11 protein-coding genes, 1 tRNA gene and 1 pseudogene are annotated in these 12,214 nt (G+C 65.5%); 9 read left to right on the top strand and 4 right to left on the bottom strand.

Going from position 1 to position 12,214, the window contains the following annotated elements:
• Window positions 1–52: 52 nt before the first annotated feature.
• Window positions 53–129: transfer RNA gene (locus tag SAHL_RS14815), tRNA-Arg, on the bottom strand.
• 101 nt (window positions 130–230) lie between these two features.
• On the opposite strand from SAHL_RS14815, the gene SAHL_RS14810 reads away from it, so the two are divergent.
• Window positions 231–1,037 carry a TOBE domain-containing protein gene (locus SAHL_RS14810; RefSeq protein WP_123592195.1) on the top strand — a complete coding sequence of 269 codons (807 nt, stop codon included), beginning with the start codon at window positions 231–233 and terminating at the stop codon, window positions 1,035–1,037.
• A gap of 548 nt (window positions 1,038–1,585) precedes the next feature.
• Here the strand turns inward: SAHL_RS14810 and phbB are convergent.
• Window positions 1,586–2,311, bottom strand: a pseudogene (gene phbB / locus SAHL_RS18255) (acetoacetyl-CoA reductase).
• Window positions 2,312–2,426: 115 nt separating this feature from the next.
• On the opposite strand from phbB, the gene SAHL_RS14800 reads away from it, so the two are divergent.
• The 8 genes from SAHL_RS14800 (at window position 2,427) to SAHL_RS14765 (ending at window position 9,008) form a co-directional block, all read left to right on the top strand.
• Entirely contained in the window at window positions 2,427–3,047 is a 621-nt protein-coding gene (locus SAHL_RS14800) for a TetR/AcrR family transcriptional regulator (protein ID WP_123592194.1), read from the top strand.
• Window positions 3,044–4,048, top strand: coding sequence for a 3-oxoacyl-ACP synthase (locus SAHL_RS14795; RefSeq protein WP_123592193.1), 1,005 nt, complete (start codon window positions 3,044–3,046; stop codon window positions 4,046–4,048). Before SAHL_RS14800 ends, SAHL_RS14795 begins: the two co-directional genes overlap by 4 nt.
• A 13-nt stretch (window positions 4,049–4,061) precedes the next feature.
• Window positions 4,062–4,829, top strand: a complete 768-nt coding sequence (locus SAHL_RS14790) for an enoyl-CoA hydratase/isomerase family protein (RefSeq protein WP_123592192.1) — start codon at window positions 4,062–4,064, stop codon at window positions 4,827–4,829.
• 59 nt (window positions 4,830–4,888) lie between these two features.
• Window positions 4,889–6,400 carry an AMP-binding protein gene (locus SAHL_RS14785; protein ID WP_123592191.1) on the top strand — a complete coding sequence of 504 codons (1,512 nt, stop codon included), beginning with the start codon at window positions 4,889–4,891 and terminating at the stop codon, window positions 6,398–6,400.
• Window positions 6,401–6,416: 16 nt separating this feature from the next.
• The gene (locus SAHL_RS14780) at window positions 6,417–6,791 is read left to right on the top strand and encodes a MaoC/PaaZ C-terminal domain-containing protein (protein WP_221177979.1); all 375 of its coding nucleotides are present in this window, start codon (window positions 6,417–6,419) and stop codon (window positions 6,789–6,791) included.
• Entirely contained in the window at window positions 6,791–7,183 is a 393-nt protein-coding gene (locus SAHL_RS14775; RefSeq protein WP_123592189.1) for a hotdog family protein, read from the top strand. The genes SAHL_RS14780 and SAHL_RS14775 overlap by 1 nt, the downstream gene beginning before the upstream one ends.
• A 649-nt stretch (window positions 7,184–7,832) precedes the next feature.
• Window positions 7,833–8,291, top strand: a complete 459-nt coding sequence (locus tag SAHL_RS14770) for a hypothetical protein (protein WP_123592188.1) — start codon at window positions 7,833–7,835, stop codon at window positions 8,289–8,291.
• Between the two features lie 222 nt (window positions 8,292–8,513).
• The gene (locus tag SAHL_RS14765; RefSeq protein WP_123592187.1) at window positions 8,514–9,008 is read left to right on the top strand and encodes a hypothetical protein; all 495 of its coding nucleotides are present in this window, start codon (window positions 8,514–8,516) and stop codon (window positions 9,006–9,008) included.
• 459 nt (window positions 9,009–9,467) lie between these two features.
• Here the strand turns inward: SAHL_RS14765 and SAHL_RS14760 are convergent, their stop codons facing one another.
• Window positions 9,468–10,442: a hypothetical protein gene (locus tag SAHL_RS14760; RefSeq protein ID WP_245968559.1), complete on the bottom strand. Its 975-nt coding sequence runs from the start codon at window positions 10,440–10,442 to the stop codon at window positions 9,468–9,470.
• A gap of 68 nt (window positions 10,443–10,510) precedes the next feature.
• Window positions 10,511–11,986 carry a hypothetical protein gene (locus SAHL_RS14755; protein WP_123592185.1) on the bottom strand — a complete coding sequence of 492 codons (1,476 nt, stop codon included), beginning with the start codon at window positions 11,984–11,986 and terminating at the stop codon, window positions 10,511–10,513.
• Window positions 11,987–12,214 lie beyond the last annotated feature (228 nt).

The raw sequence follows: 12,214 nt of genomic DNA, 5'->3' as shown, positions 1-12,214 counted from the left end.
TGCTTGATCCAGAACCACAGGAAAGCGCCGGCCTTCGGCCGACCCTTTCCTGTGGTGCCCCGGGCAGGATTCGAACCTGCGACCTGCCGCTTAGGAGGCGGCTGCTCTATCCTGCTGAGCTACCGGGGCTGCGACGGGCGTAGCCTACCGCAGCCGTGTTGATAACTCGACCGTCGAGGGCACCGCGGACGTGGCGTATGCTCCGGCACGACTTCGACAGGGGCCAAGGCATGAGCGACAGCGACGCGCACCTCGACAGCCACCTGCGCATCGGCGGCACGCGGACGATGATCGGCGGCGCGCGCATCGCGCTGCTCGAGCAGATCGCAGCGACGGGGTCGATCTCGGCCGCGGCGAAGGCGGCGGGTCTGAGCTACAAGGCGGCCTGGGATGCCGTCGCGGCGATGAACAATCTGGCTGATACCGCGCTGGTGGAACGCGTCACCGGCGGCGTCGGCGGCGGCGGCAGTCGCCTCACCGAGCGGGGCGCACGGCTCGTTCGGACCTATCGCGCCGCGGAAGCCGAACAGGCACGCTTCATGGCGCGTCTGAACCGCCGCGTACAGCACCTGACCGACGACATGGACCTGATGGGACGGCTCGCCATGACCACCAGCGCTCGCAATCAGCTTTTCGGGCACGTGGAACAGATCACGCACGGCCGGGTCAACACCGAGGTCGAGATCGGCCTGCGCGGTGGTGACCGGCTCGCCGCCATCGTCACCCGGGCGAGTGCGGACAATCTCGGACTCGAGATCGGCGTTCCGATCACAGCGCTCGTCAAGGCTTCGTGGGTGATCGTCGCCGCGGGCGACCTGTCGAGCGCTCGGCTGTCCGCCCGCAATCGCCTCGCCGGCATCGTCGCGAGCGTGACCACCGATGACGTCAGCGGCGAGATCGTGATTCGTCTGCCGGGCGGCATGACGCTCGCCGCAATCGTCACCCGCGACTCGGCCGACAATCTCGGCCTCGAGGCCGGCGATACCGCCACCGCCCTGTTCAAGGCTTCGAGCGTGATCCTGGCCCAGGCTGATTGAGGCACGTCGACACAGAAACGACCTGCGCACCCAGCGTCACCGCGCGGCGTTGCCCCCAGAAAACACACGCTCGACTACAGCGCCCCGCTTCTAACGACGGCCGGTACGCCGACGTTACGGTGCGCGTCCGCCGCGAAAGGCCGCCACCCGCAAACGGGCTGATGGCGCACCTGCACGAGCATTCCCGGGACGCTCGCGTTTTCAGACACGCACGACTGCAGGCACAGGCCATAGCGACGGTCATCCACAGCGCCGACCGAGACCGGCCTGTGCGCGCATGGCGACGATTACGGCAACCGCGATCCCGATGGCGCACGAGCAGCATAGAGCCCGCTGAAACCTCATTGCGTGACCATAATGTCAACGCCATTACGGCCTATCTGGAACTTTCCGCCAGCCGGCGAGAGTCCGGCGATGGTGCGGCACCTACTCTCTGTCGAAGCCCCATCACGCGCTTGGCGGTACGCCGCTGACGCGGGAGAACAAGGGCGTATCCGCATAGGATCTCGCCCGGAAGCAGCGCTCGCCAATACGCCACGACAAAGGCATCAGCGCATGTGTTGGCCGCCTTTGACCGACAGGTCGCTGCCGGTGATGAAGCCCGCAGCCTCGTCGGTGAGAAACGCGATCGCCCGGGCGATGTCCGCCGGCGTGCCGAAGCGCTTGACCGGGATGTCGTGCTCGATTCGGTCGCGCACCTTCTCCGGCACCGCCCGGATCATGGGGCTGTCGATATAGCCGGGCGACACCGTATTCAACATCACGCCCGCAGCCGCGACCTCGCGCGCCAGGGCCATGGTGAAACCGTGCATGCCGGCCTTGGCCGCGGAATAATTCGTCTGACCGAACTGGCCTTTCTGGCCGTTGACCGACGACACGTTTACGATCCGGCCGTAGCTGCGCTCGATCAGGCCCTCGATGAGGTTACGGGTTACGTTGAACACGCTGTCGAGGTTCGCGCGCATCACCGCCTGCCACTACTCAGGCTGCATGCGCTTGAGCGCTGCGTCGCGGGAGCTGACTGTCGCGTTGACCAGGATATCCACCGTCACCCCGTCGGCGCCCAGCGGTTCGACGCGCGCTCGCGCGCTGTCGAACTCGGCCAGATCGCAGCGTTCGACTCCTGCGCTCACGCCGCGCGCCTGCATATCGACCTGCCAGCGAGCGGCCGCCTCGGTCTCCGCCGGGTGATGCACGGCGATGAGGCGATCGCCGCGCGCCGCGAGCGCGGCACAAACCTCGGTGCCGATCGTGCCGATGCCTCCGGTGATCAACGCTGTTCATGCCCGCATGACGCTCCTTGCCGGATGCCCGCGCATCAACGCGATTGACAGTATTCCTAAAGCCCGGATAGCATACCTGAAACATGTTTCACCAGTCACCTTTGCCATGACGTCCAGTGACAGCCCGGCCCTGCGGCCGACCACAGCGCGTGGCGAAGCGACCCGCCAGAAGATCTTGCGTGCCGCCGAGCAGGCGTTCGGCACCGCCGGTTTCTTTCGTGCCTCGATCAGCGATATCACCCGCGGCGCCGGCGTCGCCCAGGGCACCTTCTATCTGTACTTCCAGAACAAGGAGGACGTGCTGGGCGAGCTGGTCCGCCATATGGGCCGCGAGCTGCGGCGCATGCTCACCTATTCGATACCGGACGGCCTGTCGCGCCTTGAGGCCGAGCGAGCGGGGCTGGCCGCGTTCATGCATTTCGTATCGGAGCGCCAGAACCTCTATCGCGTGGTCCAGGAGTCGCTGTTCGTGGACGAACAGATCTACAAGGACTACTACATGGACTTCGCGCGCGGCTATATCAGCGCGCTTGAGAAGTCCGTGGAGAAAGGCGATATCCGCGACGGCGATCTCGAGGTCTGGGTATGGATTCTCATGGGTGTGGGCCATTTCCTGGGTCTGCGCTACGGCCTCTGGTCCGAGAACGGCTTCGGCGATGCCGAGCTGGACGCGGTGATGGATTTCATCCGCCACGGCATCGCGCCCACGGCCACTGGCCCGCGATGACCACGGCCGCCCTCACCGGGCTCGGTGTTTATCTGCCGAGCGGCCGCACCAGTGCGGCCGAGATCGCCGCCGCCAGCGGTCTGCCGGGGACGGTGGTGGCCGACAAGCTCGGCATTCGCGAAAAGACAGTGGCCTCGCCGCAGGACCACCCCACCGCCATGGCGGTACGGGCCGCGCACGACGCCCTCGACGAGGCCGGCATCGACGCCGGCGCGATCGACGTCGTCATCTCCATGACCGAGGAGCACAAGGAATATCCGGTGTGGACCAGCGGCATCAAGCTGGCCCACGACTTGGGCGCCAACCACGCCTACGCCTTCGACATTGGTCAGAAGTGCGGCACCGGTGTACTTGCGCTCAAGCTCGCCCGCGACCTGCTGCGCGCCGACCCGGACGTACGCACGGTGCTGGTCGCCGGCGGCTATCGCAACGCCGATCTCATCGACTATCGCGACCCCAACGTGCGTTTCATGTACAACCTCGGCGCCGGCGCGGGCGCGGCGGTCGTACAGCGCGACGTGCCCGGCCATGCCCTACTCGGTGCCTCGATCGTGACCGACGGCAGCCTGTCGGAGGACGTGCGCGTGCCCGTCGGCGGCACTTGCACGCCGCTCACGCCCGACAACATCGGCGAGTACCGCCTGCAGGTGCCGGACCCTATCGGCATGCGCGAACGCCTGGAAAGCCGCTCGGTGGCGAATTTCCTGCAGGTGATCCAGCAGGCCGTCGCACGCTCGCACGCGCCGCTCGACAGCATCGCTTATCTGGCGCTGCTGCACATGAAGCGCAGCGCCCACGATCAGGTGTTGGCCTTGCTGGATCTGGCGCCCGAGCGCTCGATCTATCTCGACGGCTACGGCCATATCGGCCAAGTCGACCAGATACTCAGCCTGATGCTGGCGCGCGAGGCCGGCCGGCTGCGCGAGGGCGATCTCGCCGTACTCGTGGCCGCCGGCGTGGGCTATGTGTGGAACGCGCTGTGCCTGCGCTGGCACGGCTGAGCGGGCCGCGATCATGAGCGCCGATGCCCTCGTCAGTTACCGTATCGAGCACGATATCGCCCATTTGCGCCTGCAGCGCGCCGAGCGCCACAACGCGCTCGTGCCCGCCCTGCTCCGCGATCTGCGCGCAGTCCTGGGCCATGCTCGCGCCGCCGCGCCGCGGGCGCTCGTGCTCTCGGCGGCCGGCCGCTCGTTCTCGACCGGCGGCGACGTGCGCGCCTTTTACGATACGCCGCGCCCCGCGCGCCGCGACTATGCCGCCGCCGTTGTCGGCGAGCTCAACGCCGCGATCCTCGATCTGCTGCGCCTGCCTTTTCCGACGCTGGTCTGCGTGCAGGGCACGGTCACGGGCGGCGCGCTCGGGCTCATGCTGGCCTGTGATATCGCGATCGCTACGCCCAAGGCGAGTTTCGCGCCCTGGTACACCGCCGTCGGGTTCAGCCCGGACGGCGGCTGGAGCGCGCTGCTGCCCGAGCGTATCGGCCGCACGCGGGCGCTGGAGATCCAGCTGCTCAACCGTCGGGTCGGAGCCGACGAGGCCTGGCGTATCGGGCTCGTGCATCGGCTGGCAGACGACGACAGCGCCCAGGCGCTCGCCCTCGATATGGCCGCCTCGCTGTGCGCCGCCTGGCCGAGGAGCGTCGCGCGCACGCTCGCGCTGACCCGCCCCGACATCGAGCGCACCCGCGCCGCGCTGGATGCCGAATACCGCGAATTTCTCGACCAGATCGAAAGCGACGAGGCCGATGCCGGCATGGCGCGCTTTCTCGCCGCGCGCTGACGGGCCGGCCCGCACTTCGACACGCCGGCGCACAAGAAAACGCAGGAGGAGACATCGCGATGCAGACGTTCGACGTGCTCGCCCAGCGAGCCCGGGTCACACCCGAACGGCTGGCGCTGGAGGATATCGACAGCGGCCGGCGCTACACCTACGGCGAGCTCAACGAGCGCGCGGCACGCTTTGCCAGGGCCGCGCGTCGGGTCTGGGGCCTGCAGCCGGGTGAGCGCATCGCCTATCTCGGCTACAACCGCGCCGAGTTCTTCGCCATGCTCTACGGCTGCGCCAAGGCCGGGCTGATCCTGGTGCCGCTGAACTGGCGCCTTGCCGAGCCGGAACTGCAGGCGCTGATGGCCGACTGCGAAGCCAGTGCGCTTGTCCACGGCGCGGAGTTCGCCGAGACGGCGCACGCGCTCCAAGGCGCGCGCGACGGCCTGCAGCTGATCGGCCTCGACACCGGCGCCGGGCGCGACTACGACGCCGATCTGCAAAGCGTCGAACCGGACTTCGCCGCCCGCCCGGATGCGAACCCGGACACGCCCTGGTATCTGCTCTACACCGCCGGCACCACCGGCCGCTCCAAGGGCGTCATCCAGACCTTTCGCATGATGCTCGCGAACTACCTGAACATCGGTCTCGCCGTGGGCCTGACCGGCGACGACGTGCTGCTCAACGTGCTGCCCGTCTTTCACACCGCGGGCATCAATCTCTATTCCAGCGCGGTTTTCCTCGTGGGCGGCACGGTGCTGATCGCGCGCGGTTTCGATCCCGAACAGGCGCTCGACACGCTCGAGAACCGCGCGAGCGTGTTCTTCGGCGTGCCCGCGGTGTACCAGGCCCTGCTCGAACAGCCGGGTTTCAGCGGCGAGCGCCTGCGCGGCGTGCGCTCCTGGGGCTGCGGCGGCGCGGCGCTGTCGCTGCCGGTCGCACAGCGCTTCGCCGAGGCCGGTATTCGCGTACGCACCGGTATGGGCATGACCGAGACCGGCCCGACGGTCTTCCTGCTCGACGAGGACAACGTGCTCGAACGCCTCGGCTCGGTCGGCCGCCCACAACTGCTCGCCGAGACCCGCATCGTGGATGCCGACGAGCGCGACGTGCCCCCGGGCGAGGCCGGCGAGCTGCTCATCCGCGGGCCCGGCGTCACGCCCGGCTACTGGCAGCAGCCGGAGGCCACGCGCGCCACCTTCACCGCCGACGGCTGGCTGCGCAGCGGCGATATCGCCCGCTGCGACGCGCAGGGCTATTACACGATCGTCGATCGGCGCAAGGACATGTTCATCTCCGGCGGCGAGAACGTCTATCCGGCCGAGATCGAGCGCGTACTGGAGCATCATCCGGCGATCGCCGAGGTCGCGGTGGTTGGCATCACGCACGAGCGCTGGGGCGAGGTCGGCAAGGCCTGGCTGGTGTCCCGACCCGATCGGGACCCCGCCGAGACCGACGCGCTCAGGGACTTCTGTCGCCGCCATCTGGCCTCCTACAAGGTACCGGCGGTATTCGAATGGATCGACGCGCTGCCGCGCAACGCGGTCGGCAAAATCACCAAACAGGCGCTGCGCGATGCCGGCTGAGAACTCGATTACGACGATGACCGCGCGGCGCACGCTCAGCCAGGCCGATCTCGACGTGTACGCGCAGCTCAGCGGCGATCACAACCCGATCCATGTCGATCCGGCGTTCGCCGCGCACACCCGCTTCGGCGCCACCGTCGCCCACGGCATGCTGCTCTTCAGCCTTGTACGCGCGCAGCTCGAGCAGCACTACCCGGGCGCCGCAATGCACAGCCAGCACCTCACCTTCCCCGCGCCGGCGTATACGCAGCAGTCGCTCGAGATCTCGCTCGTGATCCAGGGCGCGGCAGCCGCCGACGAGCTCGCGATTCGCACGCGAATCACCCGCCCCGATGGCCAGCGCTGTCTCGAGGGCGACTGCGTCCTGCACCTAGCGCCGAGTCCGCAGTGATGAGTGGAGACCGCCCCGGCCTGCAGGCGCTGACGGTTGGTGCAAGCGCGCGTATCGCGCACGTGTTCACCGCCGCTCAGATCGACGACTGGTGGCAGTTAGCCGGCACCGCCGGGGCCCGGGCCCCGGCCCACAACAGCGTCCCCGAGCCGTTGATCGCGGGGCTGTTCTCCTGCCTGCTCGGCGAACGTCTGCCCGGCCACGGCACCAACTACCTGAAACAGCGGATGGTGTTCGAGCGCCCTGCCCCCGCGGGCACGGCTCTGACAGCGAGCGTGACGATCACGCATATCCGCCACGACAAGGCACTCGTGGATCTCGACACCGTCTGCCACGACGCGGCCGGGCGCATCGTTTGCCGCGGTCGGGCACTTGTGCGCTTCGATCGCTGAAAGCCACAGGGCCGGCGCGCTCATGGCCGCGATAACAATCGCGATGCCGGGCGATGGCGGACCGGCGCAAGACACTGACCTGGAGCCGCTGCCAGCCCGCCCCGCCGCAGGCCGATGCCTGCCGCTGCCTGCCGCTGCCGCCAAACGACCCCCAACGCCACTGCATGAACTCACTGCGCCAGCATCGCGTGCCGCGCAGCGCCGGCGCGTGGGTCCACGGTATGCGCCCGACTGCACGTAGTTACGGTTGCGCCTATCGGAGGCAGGGGACACTAACGGCGACAACGCAACGGCATCTTGCGCCGGACCGGGGCTTCGCTGCGCAACGCGCCAGTGGCGTTCCTTCCGTTCGCGCTCGTTTTGAGATATCGCAGCTTGGGTTTGAATACGACGATTTCATCCAAGCCCGCTTGCCCACTCGACGCCAATGAGCGCGCTCGTCTCGCCCCATTTCCGGTAAGGCAGATCGGCCTCCAAATATTTTCTATTCCTAATTAGTGCATTAGCGACAGAGCGAACATTTGTTGCAGCGCATTCCTTGAATATACAGCTATCCGACCTTAGCGTTATCGACGTATTCGGATTTCAATACGACTTTAGTTTAACGCTCGCCCGGAGCGGCGACGTTGCCCTTTCAAGGAGACAGGAAATGCGTAACAGCAACCTTACCCGGACCGTTCATGCCGCCGCGATTGCCGGCCTTATCGGCTTCTCGAGCCTGGGTTTCGCCCAGTCCGAAGCGCTCAGCGAGCTCGGCGACCGTGCGAATGCGAATCAGGCCACCGCCGCTCAGTCCGCGCCTGAGTATCCGCAGGCCCAGGAACTCGCTACCGCTCTCGACGAATACAACCGCCAGGACACCGAAGATCGTATCCCCGGCCACCGTCTCGACGACAGCCATGCGGCGCCGGAGGTCACGCAGGTCGCACGTGAACTCAGTTCCGAGATCGAAGCCTATAACGCCAGCGCCAGCGAAGGGCTCGTGCCCTCCACGAGCATGCCGGCCGACGATGGCGGACGCGGCCCGACGCCGGATGCACAGGAACTCGCTGCCGAGCTTACCCGTTACAACGCCAGCGGCGGTAGCCTCTCGGCCGTGCGTTTCTAAGTCCACGCAGACCGAAAACCGAGGCCGGAAGCCAATGGCTTCCGGCCTTTTCTATATGCGCTCGGGCTACAATCGGAGTCCGATTGACGAAGGGGCACCGCGATATTCACCGCACGATGGCAGGTCGCTCCATGCGTCCCGAATCGTGCCGGGTGCGTAGACTGAACGAGCCCACGGGCTCGACCGCGAGATATAGAAGAAATACCACGCAGGAGACATGAGATGCATCGACCGGGGACCACCACACGCAACGGCCTGATTCAGGCCCTACTGTGCGCCGCCACGCTGAGCGTATTCGGCACGGCCATGGCCCATGATCACGACGAGGCTAGCCAGCAGCCGGAGTCGAAAGAACTATCGAACGAAATAGAGACGTACAACGACAATAGTGGGTCGTTGAAGGAAGAAAGTGCCGCACGCTCGGGGATGGCGTCGGAGGACACTGATACCGGCAATCCTTCATCGTCGCACGGCGAAAGCGCCACTGCGGAACAGCTGTCTGAAGAAGTCGAGACCTACAACGAGAACGCCGGCTCCCTGAAAGAAGACAGTGCAGCACGTACCGGCACGCTCGAGAAAAGCCCGGACCCATCCCCGCAGGGCACTAGCAATACCGCGCAGGAATTGTCCGAAGAAGTCGACACCTACAACGAGAACGCGGGCTCCTTGAAACAGGACAGCTCCGCAGATGGCGACATGATGGACGAGGACGAGTAGTTCACGTCATTGGCCCACATCACCCTGACAGTCGCCGCGTTAATGAACGGATGATCGAGGCGGTGAATAGACTCGATTCATAGCGGCGAGCCAACGGCAGCCGGGCCGCGTACGGACTGATGCGGCCCGGCACTGTCACTTCCTCTTTGCCGGGATCGCCGGGCGCGACAACGCACCGGTGCTTGAGGCCGATCATTCAACGCGGATGCCGCAACCCAACTCGAGCACCTTGCGCGAATCGAATCGCCCCATCATGAATCTAGAGCGGGATGGCAGACTTCTCGTGTGACATAGGACGCACGACATCCCCAGAAGGTCGGAGGCACGGCCTACCAATCACATCGGCACGGCGTTACAGACGGCTGCCCTCGCCCCATGCCGTAATGGCAGCCACACCCGGGCGAGAGGCGGGTATCGGGCGGCATCGACGGCAGGCAGGGCCTCACGCGGCCCTCGTCGTCATTTGACTAGAGTCAACCGATGGCTGGGATTGGGCCTCTGTCCGGACACCTGCTCCACGATGGCGATGTTCGGACCGAGAAACTGCTTGACCCGGACACGACCCACTGCGGGACCCGGCTCCCAAGCCACCACCCGACCACTGGGCGAGCGCACGACCGAGCCCTCACCATGGGCAGCCAGAACGTCGCCGGTAGCCAGACCCGCTTCGCGGCCGGCACTGATGTACATGTCGTCGCCTTCGAGCGCGAAGCTGTGAGTGAACCACGGCGCGATCGCGATGCGGTCAGCCGCCATATCCAGAATGCGCTCACTCCAGACCGCAATGTCCGACCCCGAACCGCCGATATCGTCAGGGCCGATGTTCAAGGCGGTGGAAACGCTGTCGTACTCGATGCCAAAGTCGGTGTCCCGCATCCGCGTCTCGACGTTCATTCGGCCGGAACCGCCGGTTTCAGGCGTGATCACCAACAGTCCGCGAATACCCGGAAAGATCGACAGCAATTGCGGACAACCCACCGGCGTTTCGGCCGCACAGGCATCGGAACCGCCAACCGCATCATCGAGTTCGCCGGGCTTGATCAGCGTCAGGCCCTTCTCCCGCGCACGCGCGGCCAGCGCATTGGTCAGACTATAGGCGGCGAGCGAATCAGGGTCGGCGCCCTGAATGTAGACGCCGACCTTGGGGCGCAAGCCGGAATCGTCGTCGTTCACGGCGACCGACGAAGCCGCTGGGGCCTCGGCCCGGGCCGCCGCCTGCTGTCCTTCGGCGCGCCCCTGGGCACGCGCGTCGTCGACCCAGCGTTGCCAGAAAGGACGATCCCAATTCGATTGCTCGTAGCCAAAGGCCGCATCGGAATCGGCGAGTTCGGCCTGCTCATCTGCGCTATTCGGACTGAAGGCGCAGCCAGTAAGCAGCGTCGCGGCGGCTACGGTCATGCCGAGTGAACACAGGTGTTTCACGAAATGATCCACCAACACGTTGACTCCAATAAAAAACGGGGCCTTCGGCAACCGAAGGCCCCTAGTGACACCGGACGGCTCTAGAACTCGACGCCCAGGTTGACGCTACCGGCAATCACGCGGTCGTCGGCAAAACTACCACCGTTGGGCGTGGCGCCTACCAGGCTGTTGCCCCGCAGCATACCCACGTCGTTCTCCTTGAGCATGCCGAGCGTAGCCCAGGTCCGTACCGCTTCGTTGAGCTGATAGCTGGCCTGCAGGTCATAGACCGTACTGGTGTCGCTATCCGTGCCGCCCGTCGCATTCGGCGCCTCGATATCCAGAAAGCCGACCGCACCACGAAGCGCGAACTTCTCGGTCACGTTGACACCGACACTGCCGATGTAGAGCGACTCGTCGAACCCCTCGCGACCCAGGTACCGACCCATCTGATAGACGCTGGTGGGGTTGGTCGTGGATTCGGGACTGGAGTTGATCAGGCTCGAGTAGGTATCGAACCCGGGCGAGATCAGACCGCCATCCCAGCTGCCGACATACTGACCCTTGATTTCGAACATCCCCACGTCCGCACCCAGACGGAAGTAGGCCGAATAGGCATCTTCGGTAAAGTAATCGCCGTCTTCAGGCGTCTGATTGGCGTTGACGTTGCCGTTGTGAAGCCAGTTGCCACCGAACGCCACATCCATCGGGCCGACCTTGCCCTGCATGTAGGGCGAATAGATATTCGCGTTCGACAGAACATAGACGTTACGCGCGCCGGTGGAGCCGGGTGCCAAGACCGGGTTGCCGTCGACATCAACACCGGTGACAGCGGGCTCGTCATCCACGAGATCGCCGTTGTAGTTGTTGAGCCAGTGAACATAAAGAAAGCCGAGCGACCAGCCGGAATCACCCAGCGGAGCAACTAGACCGGGAAAGATCTGATTGCCGTTATCTTCGTTCAGGAACCCCGTGTTGTCCTGGCGACGGTCGTAGCCGATGAAGGCGCTGATATCGCCCAGCTTTGTGAGGAACAGCGCCCGATCACGACGATCGTCGCAGACCAGGAAGCAGTTGTTCCAATTCGCCTCCTGGCGGCCGACACGCAACAGGCCCAACTCGAACGGCACCTGCACGAAGCCAAGGTCGAGCCGCACGTTATCGCCGTTGTTGTCGGCGTTGAAGGCACGGCTCGCCGTCGTGTCGTAACCGCGCGCGTCTCCGCTCCAGCGATCGCCTGCCAACTCCACGCGCGTGTGGACCTCGACGCCGGTCTCCGCATGCTTGAAGTTCGCATTAAGGCGCAGGTAATGCGCGAAGCCGTTGTCGCTGTCATCCGGGTCGATCTGATCGTCCAGCACCTGACCATCTTCGGCGGTGGCCTGCGGCACGGCAAACGATTCGGACTCCACGTAGAAACCCGTGGCCCGGTAGTCCACGCCGAAATCCGTCTCTATGGTCGCATTGGCGGTGCCTACACAGCTCAGGGCCGCGAGCGCGGACACACCCAGCGTGCGATGCAGACGCGTACGCCGTAACGGCGCCACCTCACTTGTCTTTCTGTGATCGCGGGTCATTTGTTGTCTCCCCTCCGTAGCACGGGAATCCCTAGATATAATTCTTGAGTACTCCGCACGCCGTTCCCGGACATCGAAACCGGTCTGCCGAGCGGCAGAGCCGGTTTTATCTGCACCCCGTCCGACTATCATCTCCTCACGGGCGGTCCTGGTTACGCCTAGCCCGGATATTGCATCAAGCCAGCGATGACCGCGGCTTGGGCGGCTAATCGCCCACCGCGTGCGGTT

Origin of the sequence: Salinisphaera orenii subsp. halophila YIM 95161 (assembly GCF_003732545.1) — a bacterium.
Classification (GTDB): domain Bacteria; phylum Pseudomonadota; class Gammaproteobacteria; order Nevskiales; family Salinisphaeraceae; genus Salinisphaera; species Salinisphaera orenii_A.
Note: the sequence above shows the minus strand (reverse complement) of the source record. Positions and strands in the feature narration are given on the sequence as shown.